The organism is Bordetella muralis, assembly GCF_054781015.1.
This window is the reverse complement of the sequence record NZ_BAAGVF010000002.1, coordinates 522,484-538,034: the sequence shown is the minus strand read 5'-3', so window position 1 is coordinate 538,034 and position 15,551 is coordinate 522,484. Positions and strand designations below refer to the sequence as shown.

Annotated in this window: 18 protein-coding genes; 10 read left to right on the top strand and 8 right to left on the bottom strand. The window is 59.2% G+C overall.

Annotated elements, in window-relative coordinates; all coding sequences use genetic code 11:
• Nucleotides 1-246: 246 nt before the first annotated feature.
• A complete protein-coding gene (gene rhtA, locus ACYVIT_RS04560) occupies nt 247-1,140 on the top strand; it encodes a threonine/homoserine exporter RhtA (protein WP_415807619.1) in 894 nt (297 codons plus the stop codon).
• Between the two features lie 94 nt (nt 1,141-1,234).
• Here the strand turns inward: rhtA and ACYVIT_RS04555 are convergent, their stop codons facing one another.
• Nucleotides 1,235-1,717 (bottom strand): YajQ family cyclic di-GMP-binding protein, encoded by a 483-nt coding sequence (locus ACYVIT_RS04555; protein WP_415807621.1) that lies wholly within the window; start codon nt 1,715-1,717, stop codon nt 1,235-1,237.
• Between the two features lie 208 nt (nt 1,718-1,925).
• Between ACYVIT_RS04555 and ACYVIT_RS04550 the strand changes: the two genes are divergently transcribed.
• Complete coding sequence (locus ACYVIT_RS04550; RefSeq protein ID WP_415807622.1) at nt 1,926-2,393, top strand: CopD family protein; 468 nt, start codon at nt 1,926-1,928, stop codon at nt 2,391-2,393.
• A gap of 682 nt (nt 2,394-3,075) precedes the next feature.
• Here ACYVIT_RS04550 and ACYVIT_RS04545 read toward each other — a convergent pair.
• The 5 genes from ACYVIT_RS04545 to ACYVIT_RS04525 all read right to left on the bottom strand — a co-directional run bounded on the left by ACYVIT_RS04545 (nt 3,076) and on the right by ACYVIT_RS04525 (nt 7,581).
• Nucleotides 3,076-4,071: a Bug family tripartite tricarboxylate transporter substrate binding protein gene (locus ACYVIT_RS04545; RefSeq protein ID WP_415807623.1), complete on the bottom strand. Its 996-nt coding sequence runs from the start codon at nt 4,069-4,071 to the stop codon at nt 3,076-3,078.
• A 131-nt stretch (nt 4,072-4,202) separates the two neighbouring features.
• A complete protein-coding gene (locus ACYVIT_RS04540; protein WP_415807624.1) occupies nt 4,203-5,432 on the bottom strand; it encodes a pyridoxal phosphate-dependent aminotransferase in 1,230 nt (409 codons plus the stop codon).
• A 25-nt stretch (nt 5,433-5,457) separates the two neighbouring features.
• Nucleotides 5,458-5,811, bottom strand: coding sequence for a RidA family protein (locus ACYVIT_RS04535; protein WP_415807625.1), 354 nt, complete (start codon nt 5,809-5,811; stop codon nt 5,458-5,460).
• Nucleotides 5,808-6,731: an NAD(P)-dependent oxidoreductase gene (locus ACYVIT_RS04530; RefSeq protein WP_415807626.1), complete on the bottom strand. Its 924-nt coding sequence runs from the start codon at nt 6,729-6,731 to the stop codon at nt 5,808-5,810. Before ACYVIT_RS04530 ends, ACYVIT_RS04535 begins: the two co-directional genes overlap by 4 nt.
• A 79-nt stretch (nt 6,732-6,810) precedes the next feature.
• Nucleotides 6,811-7,581, bottom strand: a complete 771-nt coding sequence (locus ACYVIT_RS04525; protein ID WP_415807627.1) for a GntR family transcriptional regulator — start codon at nt 7,579-7,581, stop codon at nt 6,811-6,813.
• Between the two features lie 209 nt (nt 7,582-7,790).
• On the opposite strand from ACYVIT_RS04525, the gene ACYVIT_RS04520 reads away from it, so the two are divergent.
• The 6 genes from ACYVIT_RS04520 to ACYVIT_RS04495 all read left to right on the top strand — a co-directional run bounded on the left by ACYVIT_RS04520 (nt 7,791) and on the right by ACYVIT_RS04495 (nt 11,861).
• Nucleotides 7,791-9,059 (top strand): NAD(P)/FAD-dependent oxidoreductase, encoded by a 1,269-nt coding sequence (locus ACYVIT_RS04520; RefSeq protein WP_415807628.1) that lies wholly within the window; start codon nt 7,791-7,793, stop codon nt 9,057-9,059.
• A gap of 29 nt (nt 9,060-9,088) precedes the next feature.
• On the top strand, nt 9,089-9,829 hold the full coding sequence (locus tag ACYVIT_RS04515) for an aspartate/glutamate racemase family protein (protein ID WP_415807629.1): 741 nt from the start codon (nt 9,089-9,091) through the stop codon (nt 9,827-9,829).
• 254 nt (nt 9,830-10,083) lie between these two features.
• Complete coding sequence (locus tag ACYVIT_RS04510) at nt 10,084-10,401, top strand: DUF4148 domain-containing protein (RefSeq protein WP_415807630.1); 318 nt, start codon at nt 10,084-10,086, stop codon at nt 10,399-10,401.
• 61 nt (nt 10,402-10,462) lie between these two features.
• Nucleotides 10,463-10,780, top strand: a complete 318-nt coding sequence (locus ACYVIT_RS04505; RefSeq protein ID WP_415807631.1) for a DUF4148 domain-containing protein — start codon at nt 10,463-10,465, stop codon at nt 10,778-10,780.
• Nucleotides 10,781-10,839: 59 nt separating this feature from the next.
• Nucleotides 10,840-11,175 carry a DUF4148 domain-containing protein gene (locus ACYVIT_RS04500; protein ID WP_415807632.1) on the top strand — a complete coding sequence of 112 codons (336 nt, stop codon included), beginning with the start codon at nt 10,840-10,842 and terminating at the stop codon, nt 11,173-11,175.
• Nucleotides 11,176-11,303: 128 nt separating this feature from the next.
• Entirely contained in the window at nt 11,304-11,861 is a 558-nt protein-coding gene (locus tag ACYVIT_RS04495) for a TetR/AcrR family transcriptional regulator (RefSeq protein WP_415807633.1), read from the top strand.
• Between the two features lie 150 nt (nt 11,862-12,011).
• On the opposite strand, the gene ACYVIT_RS04490 is transcribed toward ACYVIT_RS04495, so the two are convergent.
• Nucleotides 12,012-12,581 (bottom strand): TetR/AcrR family transcriptional regulator, encoded by a 570-nt coding sequence (locus tag ACYVIT_RS04490; protein WP_415807634.1) that lies wholly within the window; start codon nt 12,579-12,581, stop codon nt 12,012-12,014.
• A gap of 115 nt (nt 12,582-12,696) precedes the next feature.
• Between ACYVIT_RS04490 and ACYVIT_RS04485 the strand changes: the two genes are divergently transcribed.
• Nucleotides 12,697-13,347 (top strand): HD domain-containing protein, encoded by a 651-nt coding sequence (locus ACYVIT_RS04485; protein WP_415807635.1) that lies wholly within the window; start codon nt 12,697-12,699, stop codon nt 13,345-13,347.
• 101 nt (nt 13,348-13,448) lie between these two features.
• On the opposite strand, the gene ACYVIT_RS04480 is transcribed toward ACYVIT_RS04485, so the two are convergent.
• Nucleotides 13,449-14,156, bottom strand: coding sequence for a nitroreductase (locus tag ACYVIT_RS04480; protein ID WP_415807726.1), 708 nt, complete (start codon nt 14,154-14,156; stop codon nt 13,449-13,451).
• Nucleotides 14,157-14,432: 276 nt separating this feature from the next.
• Between ACYVIT_RS04480 and ACYVIT_RS04475 the strand changes: the two genes are divergently transcribed.
• A complete protein-coding gene (locus ACYVIT_RS04475) occupies nt 14,433-15,551 on the top strand; it encodes an iron-containing alcohol dehydrogenase (protein WP_415807636.1) in 1,119 nt (372 codons plus the stop codon).

The following is a 15,551-nucleotide window of genomic DNA, read 5'->3' as shown; positions in this document are numbered from 1 at the left end:
CGCTGAACAGCAGGAGATGAATCGGGACGAAAGCCTACTCCTGCTCGGACCGGTGCGCAATTGCACCCGTCAATTACCATGACATCGGAGGGGGCAAATCGACGTCGCGGATAACGGAACGACTCCGTTCAATCAAGGTCCCGCCCGATCATTCGCGCAAAACCAGAATCTCGCTCGCCGTCAGACCACCCCTGCTGCGCGTAGAATGTGCGACGTACCGGCCCTGTTTTGCCGGCTCCATGCAACATGTCCGCATCCACTGCCCCCTCGCCCGCCCCTTCCCTTTATCCCATCTTGTTGATGATGATTGCCATGGTGTCCATGCCGAGTGGCGCAGCATTGGCAAAAAGCCTGTTTCCCATGGTAGGCGCCCAGGGCACGGCGGCGCTGCGCCTGCTGTTCTCAGCCCTCATGCTGCTGGCCTATTTCCGGCCATGGCGTGTCCGCCTGACTCCCTCGGGATGGCGCGTCGTGCTGGCCTATGGCTTGTCGCTGGGCATGATGAACCTGCTGTTCTACATGTCGCTGCGCACCATCCCGCTGGGCATTGCGGTCGCCCTGGAATTCACAGGCCCGTTGACGGTAGCACTCTTGAGTTCGCGCCGTTTTGCAGATTTCTGTTGGATTCTGTTGGCCGCCGTGGGCATTCTGTTGCTGATCCCGCGCGGCGCCGAGGTCCACTCGCTGGATCCGGCAGGGATGCTGCTGGCGCTGGGCGCAGGGCTATGCTGGGCGCTGTATATCGTGTTCGGACGCCGTGCCGGGCTGCACCATGGCACCCAGACCGTGGCACTGGCCTCGACCGTCGCTACCGTGGTGGTCTTGCCCTTTGGATTCGCTCAGGCAGGCACGGGCCTGTTCGCGCTGGAGGTCTTGCCCTGGGCGCTGGGCGTTGCCGTGCTGTCCAGCGCATTGCCCTATGCGCTGGAAATCACCGTCCTGTCCCGTATCCCTGTCCGGGTCTTTGGCACACTGCTCAGCCTGGAACCTGTCTTTGCCGCCTTTTCCGGCATGCTGTTCCTGCGCGAGACGCTATCCCTGACCCAATGGGTGGCCATCGTCGCCATCGTCTCGGCCTCGATCGGGATCACCATCGGCGATCGGCGGCCGACGAAGGCGCGCCCCAAACATAAACAATAAGCGCGCGGCAATCGCCGCACGGTCCCCCAAAAACAGGACACCGTGCGCGCTCCCGCGGCCTGAAACGAATCCCCATCGCGGATGGGGATCAAATTCAATCGCGGAAATTCTGATACTGCAGCGGCAGATCCACGTCGGTCTTGCGCAGCAACGCGATCGCCTCTTGCAAATCATCGCGCTTTTTGCCGCTGACACGCAGCTTGTCGCCATTGATCTGGCTTTCCACCTTGAGCTTGGCGGCCTTGATGGCTGCGATCAGTTTTTTAGCGACAGGTTGCTCGATACCTTGGCGGACCGTGACTTTCTGGCGGGCACCGCCCAGGTTTTCCAGCGGATCAGCGACGTCGAGGCAGCGCACGTCAATGCCTCGGGCGGACAGACGACCACGCAAAATATCGAGCATCTGTTTCAGCTGAAACGCGCTCGGCGCGATCTGCGTCACGACGAACTCCTCGAGTTCGAACTTGGCGTCGGTGCCTTTGAAATCAAAACGGGTGGCCAACTCGCGATTGGCCTGATCCACCGCGTTGCTGAGCTCGTGTTTGTCTACTTCGGAAACCACGTCGAAACTGGGCATGGCTGCAACCTACAAAAGAAAAAAGTCAATCAAGGATAGCGCCATCTTTCACGATGCGCATACCCGCACAGGTATCCAGTGTAAGACGATTTGCGGCGATCCGACTGCCCCCTTGCCCCGGGATTCACGCCGCGGCCTGCCGGAGCAATGGATAATATCGGCTATGCGGCGCCTATCCCTGGCACCGCAACTGACGGAACACTCTGCCATGTTTTACAGCGTTCTCAAGCTCGTACACATCCTGGCCATTCTGCTGTGGGTAGGCGGAATGATCTTCGCCCACTGTTTCCTGCGGCCCGCCGTGGCCGCGCTGGAACCGCCCCAACGGCTGCGCCTGATGCGCGACGTGCTGGCACGCTTTCTGAACGCCGTGCTGGGCGCCGTATTGCTCGTGCTGCTGAGCGGCGCGTGGATGATAGGCCGGACGGCCCGCCAGGTCGCGGACACCGGCGGCAGCTTTCAGATGCCGCATGCCTGGATAACCATGGCGGTATTGGGCGTCATCATGGCAGCGATATTCGGACATATCCGCTTTGCCCTGTACCCACGCCTGGATCGTGCCGTACAGGCCAGTGACTGGCCCTCAGGCGGGCGCGCGATGCAATCGCTCAAAACCTGGGTGACCGTCAACCTGGTGCTGGGGCTGTTGACTATCGTGGTCATCGTTCTCGGCTGAAAGCTTTTTCGGGGCGTCAGGCATTTAAGTGTGTGGACTAGCGAGGGTGGCGTGCTTATTGGACGTCGAGCATCGGGATATGCAGAGCGTGTGAAGAGGCGTCTCCCATCGTTGGATATCGCGAAATCGTCATTCGAAGGATCCCTTGCTTGTCTACGAGAAATCGTTGCTCGAGAAATCTTCAGAATGTCACCGATGCCAAAGCCCTCGCATGCCAATCACGAACGCTATGCACGGGCGCGCCCGTAGGCGCCCATGCATAGCAGCCCTGCAAGATCTTCATCCTTGCAAAAACCAGTTCCCACGAAGCCTACGTAGACCAGCCGTCCCAGCGACGGAGGGAATCAGAGATGCTGCGAGTCGAGGCGGGGCAGTGACCGTGTTGGCGCGCCTCGGAGTCGCGCGAGCGGAAGTCGTAGGTAGGCCCGAAGGGGCCGGACGAGACGAGCGATGCGGCAGTCGGACGCGCAGGCGGCCGACCGACTCCGTGAAGCGCCAACACGGTCACTGCCCCGCCTCGACGTCCAATAGCACTCGATCCCCCGTCCTGCTCACGAGGCAACGTCCAATAGCACCTAACCCCCCCGTGCTCACAGCCCCCTACAGAACCCGCAAGAAAATCAGCCCATCCGAACATGACGGACAGGCTGATAGCAAACCCTGCAACAACGAACGCGAGCGTTTAATCCACCTTCGCGCCCGACATCTTGACGATTTCCGCCCAACGCGCAATATCCGCCTTGTGCACACGCTCGAACGCAGCGGGGCTGGGATCCGCCGGCGGCGTGATGCCTTGCGTATCGATCAGCCAACGCTTGAACTCAGGCTTGGAAATTTCCTTGATCACCGCATCGCTCATGCGCTTCTGGATATCGGCGGGCAGCTTGGCCGGCCCAAACAGGCCATACCACGTGCTGCTCTCATAGCCCGGCAGCCCGCAGCCCTCGGCCACGGAGGGCACGCCAGGCAGCGCCTCGATCGGTTTGGATACCGTCACACCCAGCGCGCGCACCTGCCCCGAATTCACGGCGGCGATCGATGCCGCGCTCTGATTGAAAAAGAAATCGACCTCGCCCGACAAGAGCGCCGTCATGGCAGGCCCCTGTCCACGATAAGGTACGTGCACAATGTTGACTTTGGCCATCTGCGTGAACAACGCGCCGGCCAAGTGACCCGAGGCCCCATTCCCGGTCGACGAATAGTTCATCTTGCCGGGGTTCTTGCGCGCCAATTCGATCAGATCCTTGCAGGTCTTGATATCGGGGTGCTTTTTCGGGTTGATCAATAACACGTTAGGCACATCGCCCAGCAACGCAATGTGCGTGAAATCGTTCCAGACGTCAAAGTTCAGGCTCTTCTTGTATAGCTCCGCATTGATCGCATGAGTGCCCGCCGTGCCGAACAAAAAGGTATAACCATCAGGCGCTGCTCGCGCCACCATATCCGACGCCACGTTGCCGCCTGCGCCCGTACGGTTCTCCGCCACGATGGGCACACCCAGCGTTTCCGTCAGACCTTGCCCTAATTTGCGGGTATACAGATCCGTCCCCGCCCCCGTCGGGAAACCCCCGACAATGGTAATGGCGTGTGTAGGCCATTTGCTGTCCTGCGCGACGGCCGGCATGGCAGCGGCCAATGTCATAGCCGTCAACGCGGCAATACTGAAACGACGCAACATGATTATTCCCCTTGAAAAAGCATAGCTGCCGAGTCCGGATATCCGAAAATCGTTAGCCTGCGATATTGAATGCGCGTAATGAATCACTATGCGGCAACGACTGCCCGTCGTGACGGACAGCCGTTGCTGCGTTAGCTCAACTGCTCCACTGCCTTTGCAATACGCTCCAACGCCGTCTGCAACTGGGCCTGCGACGTGGCATAGCTGATCCGGAAATACGGCGCCAGGCCAAAAATCGTGCCTGGCACAACAGCCACATCATGATCCTGCAGCAAGTACTCGCAGAAATCCGCATCCGTTTCCAGGCGCTTGCCCTTGGGCGTGGTGCGGCCCAGCACCCCTGCGCAACTGGCGTAGGTATAAAACGCGCCTTCGGGCAGGCGGCAGCTCAAGCCCGGAATCGCATTCAAACCATTCACCACCAAATCCCGCCGCACCTGGAACGAGGCACGGCGTTCTGCCAACACATCCTGCGGTCCGTCCAGCGCCTCGATTGCCGCCGCCTGACTGATCGAGCACGGGTTCGACGTGCTCTGGCTTTGCACCACGGCCATGGCACCGATCAATTCCTTCGGTCCGCCCGCATAGCCCAAGCGCCAACCTGTCATCGCATAGGCTTTCGACAAACCATTCACCGTCAACGTGCGCGACTTCAGATGCGGTTCGACCTGCGCCATGGTCTTGAACGTGAAATCACCATAAATCAGGTGCTCGTAAATGTCATCGGCGAGCACCCAGACATGCGGATGCCGCAACAATACCTCGGCCAGCGCCCGCAGATCCGCTTCGCCATAAGCAGCACCCGTCGGATTGGACGGCGAATTCAACATGACCCAGCGCGTACGCGGCGTGATGGCGCGCTCGAGATCAGCCGGATCCATGCGGAAACCGTTTTCCTCGCGGCATGCGACCTCGACCGTTTTGCCGCCAGCGATGGTGATCATGTCGGCATAAGACGTCCAGTACGGCACGCCCACGATAACCTCATCGCCATCATCCAGCGTAGCCATCAACGCGTTGTGAATCACTTGCTTGGCGCCAGCGCCCACATTGATTTCGTCCAGGCCGTACTTCACGCCATTTTCGCGTTCAAACTTACGCGCGATCGCGGCTTTCAGCGCCAGAGTGCCGTCGAGCAAGGTGTACTTCGTCTCGCCGGCATGTATCGCGCGGATTGCCGCTTCTTTCACATTATCTGGCGTATCAAAGTCGGGCTCCCCTGCACCCAACACGATGACATCGCGTCCTTCGCGCTTTAGCTGGGCAGCGCGCGCGCCGATGCGCAAAATCTCCGACACCGCAATACGGGAGATACGACTGGCGCGGCGAAACGCCGGCGCCTGAGAGTTATCGGTAGACATATCAATCCTGAAAAAACATTCCCGCCTACAACGCGGCGGTCACCATGATTTCGACGAGAATTTCCGGCAGAGCCAGCTCGACAGCGCCGCAGCAACGTGCCGGCGCCTGGCCCGGCACGATCCATGCGTCATAGACCTCGTTCATCGCCTGAAAATCAGACATGTGCTGCAACCAGATCGTGACGTTCAAGAGCTTGGACTTGTCCGTGCCCGAGGCCGCCAACATCTCGTCGATCTTGGCCAGCACCTGACGCGTCTGCCCTGCCGCATCGGCGCTGCGATCGTCTGCCGTATGGCCGGCGAGATACACCGTGCCGTTGTGAATCACCGCTCGCGAACGGCGCGTGTTCTGGTCCAAACGGGTGATAGGCGCGCTCATTGCTGCACTCCCTTGCCCGAAATACGGCGGCAGTGATTCAGCGCGGATTGAATCAGGTTATCGCTCGCCTCGGGGGTACGGAATGCCGAGTGCGCCGACAGGGTCACGTTATCCAGCTTAGTCAGCGGATGGTCCTTCGGCATGGGCTCGGTGACAAACACGTCCAGACCGGCGTGGCCCAGCTTGCCCGACTTCAGCGCGTCGATCATGGCGTCCTCGTCCACCAACGCACCGCGCGCCGTATTGACCAGGATCGCGCCATCACGCATCGCGTTAATGCGCTCACGCGAGATAATGCCGCGCGTCTCGTCCGTCAACAGCAAATGCATCGAGACCACGTGGCTCTTCGCCAGCACCTCGTCCAGTTCCACGAAGCGCACGCCCGGGTGCGATTTCGCACTGCGATTCCAGGCGATGACTTCCATGCCTGCGCCCTGAGCCAGACGCGCGACCTCTGCAGCGATGCCTCCGAAACCAACCAAACCCAGCGTCTTGCCCGTCAATTGCACGGCATCGCTACGCAGCCAATTACCCGCGCGCATTTCACGGTCCATGCGTGCAAAGCCCTTTGCCGACGCCCACATCAAGGCAAACGCACACTCGGCTACGGCCGTATCTCCATACCCTTTGATAATGTGCACCTCGATGCCGATCTCTGCCAATTCCTCAGGATTCATATACGAGCGCGCACCGGTTCCCAGGAACACGACATGCTTCAACCCCTTGCATTGACGAGCAATATCAGTCGGCAGATGCGTATGGTCAATGATGGCGATTTCCGCATCACCCAACACGCCCGGCAGTTGATCCGACGTAATATCCGGTTGACGGTTGATGACCAGCTCCAGATCATCGGCACGATGCAGGCGCTCTGCCACCGCGGACAAAGTAGGATTGGCGTCAACGAAAATAGCTTTCATGAATCTTCCTGGTAAAAGTGAGATGTAAATCAAAACCTGCAATGATGCCGGCTCGCGGCTGGCGTCGAGGAAACGCCCCTCAATCCCTCGTTTCCTTGCCACCATCAGAGGACGCGGCCCAGTCCTCCTGGTGTTCTATAAAACGCGACTCGGCATAATCGGCCAGCGCATTACCCGTATAGATCTCCGCATAACCCGCGCGGGTCAGCTCAATGATGTGATCCAGATGCTTTTCGATATGCTGGCTCATCAACGCCTGCACTGCCGATTGATCACGCGTCTGCAGCGCGCGCACAATATCCGGATGGTCATTGCGGGTCTGCCCGCGCCGGGCTTTCAAATCGATCCAGCGCGGGAAACGCAGGCGCTCGTTGATAGACCGCACCGAACGCAAAAACTCGGGATTGCCGGCCAAACCCGCGAGATGCTCATGAAAAGCCTCATCGCGAGACAATAAGCGCAATGCCTGAGCGTCCGTATCGACTTCGTCCCGGCTGCCTTCGACCATCTTTGCCAAATCGGCCAGTTCTTGATCCGAGGCCCGCATACAGACCAGACGCACAACTCCCAGCTCCACCGTCGCGCGATACTCGTACAGCGCCATCAACTGCTTGGCATCGAGTCCCCTCACGGTGTAACCGCGATTCGGCGTCGCCACCAAAAACCCTTCGGCGGCGATACGGCTGAGTGCCTCGCGTACAGGCGTGCGGCTCACGCCCAGTTGGCGCGACAACTCGAGCTCATTCACTTTTTCGCCCGGGCGCAGGCGGAAAGTAGTCGCCATGGCCTTGATGCGATCGTAGACATGGCTGTGCGAGGCAGCGCGAGAGGCGGAAGATTCAGAAGTCATGCGTCAAATATCAAAAAACTCACGCCGCCATGGCCGCCGGCAAAGACGAACCATGATGCAAGCGTCGTAAAAAGGATTTCAGGCGTTCATTACGCGGATGGCCAAAACTGTACACATATATTGAATATTGTTTTGTATACAGTCAAGTGTTATGCTTTTTGCTCCTCGGGCGAGACGTTATGCCACCCCCTTTATCTCCCGGTCTCGCAATGAGCACAGATCAACACATCGTCATCATTGGCGCCGGCGCGGTCGGTGCTGCAACCGCCGTTCAAGCGCTGAACGCGGGATTGCGCGTCACCTTGGTCGAATCCGGCACGCCCGGCGGCCCACAGGCATCCAGTTATGGCAATGCAGGCTGGCTTTCGTCGCACTCCATTCTTCCCCCAGCCGCGCCCGGGGTCTGGAAACAGGTTCCCACGTGGCTGAAAGACCCGTTGGGTCCACTGGCGATACGTTGGAACTATCTGCCGCGCGCCATTCCTTGGCTGACTCGTTATCTGACCTCGGCCTGGACATGGCCGCGCGTAGAGCGCACCGCTCATGCCTTGCGCTCGCTACTGGCGGGCGCGCCCGCCCTGCATCAAGCATTAGCCGAGCAGGCCGGTGTGTCTCATCTCATCGAGCAACGCGGCCTGTTGCATGCTTATCTCTCGGAACAACATTTCCGCGCCGATCGCCGGGCATGGGACATCCGCCGCAACGAAGGAATCCAGTGGCAAGAATTGGATACCGAGGCCCTGCGCGCGCTGGAGCCCGATCTGCACCCGCGCTACACCTTTGGCGTACTGGTTCCTGAAACTGGCCACTGCCGCAACCCGGGCGCCTACGTAGCGGCCCTGGTACAACTCGCTCAACATCTCGGCGCCGACCTGCGTCACGCGCGCGCCACCGGATTTGACATACAAGCAGGCAAATTGCGGGCCGTGCGCACCGAGAGCGGTGACATTCCCTGCGACAAGGCCGTCATCGCGACCGGCATACGCTCACGCGAACTTGCACGCCTGGCAGGGGATCGCGTGCCGCTTGCGGCCGAACGCGGCTACCACGCCGTCATCAAACAACCAGAGGGTGCGCCGCGCGTATCCACCATGTTTGCCGACTGCAAAGTGGTGATCAACAACATGGAAAATGGCCTGCGAGTCGCAGGCCAAGTCGAAATCGCCGATATCGACGCACCGCCCGACTGGCGGCGTGCCCACATCCTGCGCGACTTGCTGACGTCGATTTATCCCGCATTGCCGGCCAAGCCTGCCGACGAGCGCATCGACTACTGGCAAGGATGCCGCCCCAGCATGCCCGATGGCCTGCCCTGCATAGGCGCGGCGTCAGCGAGTCCTGATATCGTGCATGCGTACGGACACGGCCACGTCGGGCTGGTCGGATCCGCGCGCACAGGAGAACTCGTCGTGCAATTGCTTCAGGGCCTGGCCACAACGATTCCTCTAGAGCCCTTCAGTCCGCGTCGTTTCGCGTGACTACTTCCCCGTCCCTCAAGGCACCCGTCATGTCCACGCTTTCCTCACCCGGCCGCATTGCCCGCGGCGGCAAATCGCTATACGGCGCCCCGCTGGGCATCCTGATGCTGGATGCGCGTTTTCCTCGGATCCTCGGCGACATGGGCAATGGCCAGACGTGGCCATTCCCCGTTCTATACCGGGTCGTACGCGGCGCCAGTCCGGAAAAAGTCGTTTTACAAGGTGCGCGTGGCACATTGGACGCCTTCATCAAGGCCGGTCGGGAACTGGTCGATCTGGGCGCAGAGGCCATCACCACGAACTGCGGCTTCCTGGCCCTCTTCCAACAAGAATTCTCACAGGCGCTGGGCGTCCCCGTCGCCACGTCCTCAATGATGCAAGTGCCATGGGTGCAAGCCACCCTGCCTCCAGGCAAGCGCGTAGGACTAGTCACTGTCAGCGGATCCACCTTGTCCCCGGCGCATCTGGCCGCGGTCAACGTCCCGGCTGACATCCCGGTCGCCGGCACCGAGAACGGCAAAGAGTTCTTCCGTGTCCTCATCAAAGCCGAGAAACAGGACATGGACATCGATCTCGCGCAACAAGACATCCTGGAGGCTGGGCGGGACCTGGTGCGCCGCCACCCTGAGGTCGGTGCGATCGTGTTGGAATGCACCAACATGCCGCCGTACGCCGCCGCGCTGCAAGCCGACCTCGGGTTGCCGGTCTACGATATCTACTCAATGATTACGTGGTTCCATGCAGGGTTGCGCCCCCGAGCGTTTGGTTAGGACCATATCGAACCGGTTCGCGCACATCTCGCTTGTGGCGCGGCAGCCATACCCCTCAACAAAAAAACAAAGAGATACAAATCTCTGCTTGCCTCACCTATCTACTAGTAGATAACATACGTCTCATGGTTGGGCAGTAAACAAATCACCCAACCACCGCGCGATAGAGCAGTCACTAAGCGCGTTTTTATTTCCCTCGTAATCTACCTATAGGTAGATAGTTTTAAAGACCTTTTACTTTAAAGAGAACCATCATGAAAACCATTGCTTCCGTACTGCTGATTTCCGCTTCCCTGGCTGGCACCGCTGCCTATGCTGCCGAACCCTCCGGCGATCTGGACTATCCGCCCACCATCACCCAGACCAGCCAATTGAGCCGCGCTCAAGTCGTCGCTGAACTGCAACAAGCCCGTGCCGCTGGCCAAATCACCTTTGGCGATATCGACGAACCCGTTACGCAAGTGGCCGCCAGCACCGTCACCCGCGCCCAAGTCCACGCCGAAGCCGTTCAAGCCAATACCCACGGCCCTGTCGCATTCGGCGGCGAAGGCTACCCCAACACCGGCGCTTGATCGATTTTTTATTTGACCACAAACCTACCTATAAGTAGATAGCTTTTTAAAGAGAACCATCATGAAAACCATTGCTTCCGTACTGCTGATTTCTGCTTCCCTGGCTGGCACCGCTGCCTACGCTGCCGAACCCTCTGGTGAACTGGACTACCCGCCCACCATCACCCAGACCAGCCAACTGACCCGCGCGCAAGTCGTCGCTGAACTGCAACAAGCCCGTGCCGCTGGCCAAATCACCTTTGGCGATATCGACGAACCCGTTACGCAAGCAGCCGCCAGCACCCTCACCCGCGCCCAAGTCCACGCCGAAGCCGTTCAAGCCAACGCCCAGGGCTCTGCCGCATTCGGCGGTGAAGGCTACCCCAACACCGGTGCCTGATGCGGTCGATCCGACCAAGCCTCTAGCGATAAACGACTAATTTTTTAAAGAGAATCATCATGAAAACCCTCGTATCCGCAGTGATGTTGTCGATGACCATGATGGGCGCTGCCTATGCTGGCGAACCCTCGGGAGAGTTGGACTATCCGCCCGTTCAAAGCAGCATCGGAACGGTCAGCCGCGCCCAGATCCAGGCTGAATTGCAAGCCGCGACAGCAGCTGGTCAAGTGACGTTCGGCGAATTGGAACAACCTGCCGCCTACAACGCCGGCCCGGTTCCTACCCGCGCCGAAGTCCAGGCCGAAGCACAAGCCGCCCGCGATAACGGCAGCGATGCGTTTGGCGAACTCGACTATCAAGCCAGCAATGGCGTGAATTCTTCGTCCCGCAGCTAAGGACAGCACATGTTGTGTACCGCGGCGCCGCCCTGCCTGCATACGGCGGCCCGCCTTTATTCCGTTACTTGAGGAGCCTATCCGCCCCTTTTCTATCAACCCTACACCTACCCGGTAGCGTCCCGACTATGAAATCCGAAAACACCCGCGAACAAATCGTGCAACATGCCCAGCGTCTGATTCAGGAACGCGGCTACAACGGTTTCAGCTACCGCGACTTGGCCGACCTGATCGGCATCAAGACATCCAGCATCCACTATTATTTTCCGCAGAAAGAAGACCTGCTGCTGGCCGTCGTAGAGCAATACCAATCGCGCTGGAATGCAGCCATACAAGAGATCGATCCGACGTTGAGGGCCGACGCGAAATTGCGAGCTTATGTCGATGCGCACCGTCGCGCCTTCTGCGGTACCGAGCGTATATGCCTGGGTGCAGCGCTGGCAGCGGAACTCGGCGCCCTGCCCGGCTGTGCACGGCAAGCATTGCAGAATTTCTACGCTGCAAACGAAACCTGGCTCACCAAACTATTGGAACAAGGCGCCCACGAAGGCAGCCTGCGCGTACCAGGAGACCTGCGCGCATCGGCCCGCGCGCTATATGCCGCCCTGCAAGGCAGTCTGGTCAGCGCCCGCCTTTTTAAAAACGCAGAGCGCGTGGAAGACCTCTTGCCCGCAGTGATGGCTTAACGCAAAGCATCAAAACAAGGCCTGTGCACACGCGCAGGCCTTGTTGCATGATGCGGGCAAATGCCCCGTAACGACGGTGGAATCTCCAGCGCGCACGGGCACGGCCTTTTACCGCACGATGCGGGGCCGTGGTCACCTCAACAGAATCAACTAGGCAGCCACGCCGTGTTTGCAACACACGGCGGTGATCACATCATCCAGGCGTTGCTGGTCCTGAAACAGACGCGAGCCCATCAGCGCCCCCTGGAACGCGGCAAACAGCCAACGACCATCAGCCGCCGTATCGCCGCAAGATTTCAGCGAGCCGGCCTCTACTCCGGCAGCGACGACGTCGGCCAGCCAGGTTTCGTGCATGCGGAAAAATGCCTGCACCGATTGCCGTGCCCGGTCCGACAGCGAGGCAAAATCCGCAGCCAGCATGCCGCATAGACAGATCTGGTCGGAGGGTCCGCCCCGGAACAACGCGGCATAACGTGCCAGCCGCTCGTTGGCGGGCAGGGACTTGTCGATGCCGTGCAACATTGCATAGACCTGCCCCGCGTACTTGTCGATAACGGCGATCAACAGGTCGTCTTTGGCGGGGAAATAATAGTGAATACTGGCGGTTTTCACCCCCACGTGATCGGCCAGGTCCCGGTAGCTAAAGCCGTTATAGCCCCGCCGCCTGATCAGGCACTGGGCATGTTCCAGAAGTTGGTCGCGGGTGGTAGCAGTATTCATAGTAGGGATATTGTTACCTACTAGTAGATCGGGGGTCAAGGCTAGCGAGTATCCTAGACATTATTGTCGTTTTCTCCGCCACAAAGTGGCCGATTATTTACATTCACCCCTGCTGATGTCCGACACTCTAGCCGCCTGGATTCCCCGTTTAACCGCCATTGCCGCCTCAGACAACCAAGACGACGGCGCGCATGATCTGAATCATCTGCAACGTGTCTGGCGTGTCGCCCGGACATTGCTGGACAGCTACCCCGAGGCTGACGCGCTGGTCGTCCTGACCGCCTGCTATCTGCACGATCTGGTCAACCTGCCCAAGAATCACCCGGAACGCGCCCAGGCCTCGCGTCTGGCCGCACTCGAAGCCCGGCACCGTCTGGCCCAGACAGACTTTCCGGCCGACAAGCTCGATGCAGTTACCCACGCCATCGAGGCGCACAGTTTCTCGGCCGGCATTACGCCCATGACTCTGGAGGCAAAGATCGTGCAAGACGCGGATCGTCTCGATGCCTTGGGCGCCGTCGGCCTCGCCCGGCTGTTTTATACCGCCGGCCGCATGGGTTCGGCGTTTGCGCACCCCGACGACCCTTTAGCGCGCAATCGCCCTCTGGACGATCGTACCTATGCCTTGGATCACATTGAAGCCAAGCTCGCAACGCTGCCCCCGACGATGCATACTGCGGCCGCGCGCGCGATGGCAGAGGCTCGGCTGGCATGGCTACGAGAGTTTCGCGATACGTTCGTGCACGAGTGGAGCCATCAGAGGTGATCATTGGACCGGATAGAAACCAACTCATTCCGGCCCCACTTCAATGCGAACGCGTTCGCCGGGGCACCCCATAATATGTCGACGCACATTCAGGTCCGGAGTTATCTATCGACAAACGACACAAACTCATGCAGCTCCAGCTTTTCTAGACTCATATTGTTTTCGGGCACGGTGTTATCAGCATAGCCAAGTGACATGCCCGCCACCACCATCTCTCCATCCGGGATTCCCAAAACGTTCCGCAGCACAGCCGATTGCAGCGACCAGATCTGTTGCGGGCAGGTGTCCAATCCCTGCGCATGAGCAGCCAGCATAATGTTCTGCAAAAAACAGCCATAACAAATAAAGCTCGCCCATTCCAAGCGGCGATCCATCGTAAAGATCAATCCCACTGGCGCCCCGAAAAACTGGAACTGGCGTTCTACGTCTCGCCTTCGTCCCGCCAGATCACTGCGATGTACGCCCTGCGCATCACCGAGCATGCCGCGAAAGGCATTGAAGCGTGACGAGAACGGCACGGGCAGCTCCTTTGGAAAGAAAGGATACTGGGGTGCGAGGGTTTCCGGCCCGGCGCGATATGCCTCGACTGCCGCCGCTGTGACCTTTTCACGCGCCTGACCGGTCAAGACGTAGCAGCGCCATGGCTGTGTGTTGCTCGAACTGGGTGCGTGCTTTGCGACCGAAAGGATCTGCCGTACCACAGCCAGCGGTACCGGCCGATCCAGAAATTTTCTTTTGCTACGCCGTCCGCGAATCAACTCTGCGACAAGACCCGGTTTATCAAACTGCTCGACCGTTGTCGTTTCCATCATTATCTCCATGTCCGTCTTCTCCTTGGCCTGCTCGTCGATTGTGGCCGTGTTGAAAATGATAGACAGATAGCAGTCATCCAACAGCTGGGAAGACTTGCCTTTTGCGTTCATATGTTTGAACGACCGCATGCTCAGGCAACCGGAATCGAGCGTCCATATTCGTGAACGATAAATCCAAGAATCGCCCCTGCACGGCCGCTTCCGAATGACCTATCTTCTGGTCGACATGTCGCTCATCGAACAGCGCCAACCACATTTTCGGAGACGGACTGGATGGAACAATTGAAATGCTTACCTCAGGAGCATATCTTCTGGGGACGGGATATTGCGGGGCAAATCGCCGCATCGCTCAACAGCTACGGCATCACGCGTCCCATTACGTTCACGGTCGAGTTTCTCGAGACATTGCACAGCGTGCATCTGCAGCCTCATATCGTGGATAGTGCGGGGGTCTTCAGCTCGCTCCCGCCACATGTACCGGACTTCGCTGTGCAGCAAGCACTACAAGCCTGCCTGCACGGTCGTGCGGAATCTATCGTCGCACTCGGTGGCGGGTCCGTGCTCGACGCGGCAAAAGCCGTGTCCGACCTGCATTACCGCCAGACAGGACGCTACCTCCCAATCGCCGCCTTTCCGACAACACTGTCAGGCTCCGAGTTCTCTCACTACTTTGGCGTGACGGAAACCGACGGCCCCCGCAAATTCAAACGCAGCTATGCTGTTCGCGAAACTGCACCGAAGCTCGTCGCCATCGATCCGCAGTTGATCATTGATACACCTCGCGCCCTGTTGCTCAGCTCGGCCATCAAAGGAATCGATCACGCAGTAGAAGGTATGCGCCTCGTTGACCGGGACCATCCTCACGCAATACTTGCCGCCCGCGGCGTCGAACGATTCTTCAAAGTGCTGAAGAAATGGCCCAGGCAGCTCGAAACACGCGTGGCCCTCGCGGAAGGCCTGATTGATATCGACGACTTACTCCAACTTCAGCTCGCCGCCTGGCAATGCTATTTCTATCCCGCCTCAGTCATTTATGGCCTCAGCCACCGCATAGGCCATATCCTCGGCGGTACGTATGGATTGCCGCACAGCATGACGTCGTGCATCACTTTAGCCCCCTCCATCCAAGCATGCGCCGGCATCTACGGTGACAAGCTGAATATATTCTCTGCACACCAGCAAGATACCCCACCGGCCACGGTGCTGTCCGAACGGATCTCGAATCTCGTTGAAACGCTGGAGTTGCCCCATCGCCTGCGTTCTTTTGGCATATCTCGCGACCTGCTGCCAGAGATAGGGAAACTGTTGACGCAGCACTACCCTTCCGAAGTCGGCGATCTCGGCGACAACGAACCTGGGAAACTCGCGACACTACTGGAGAACCTGTGGTGA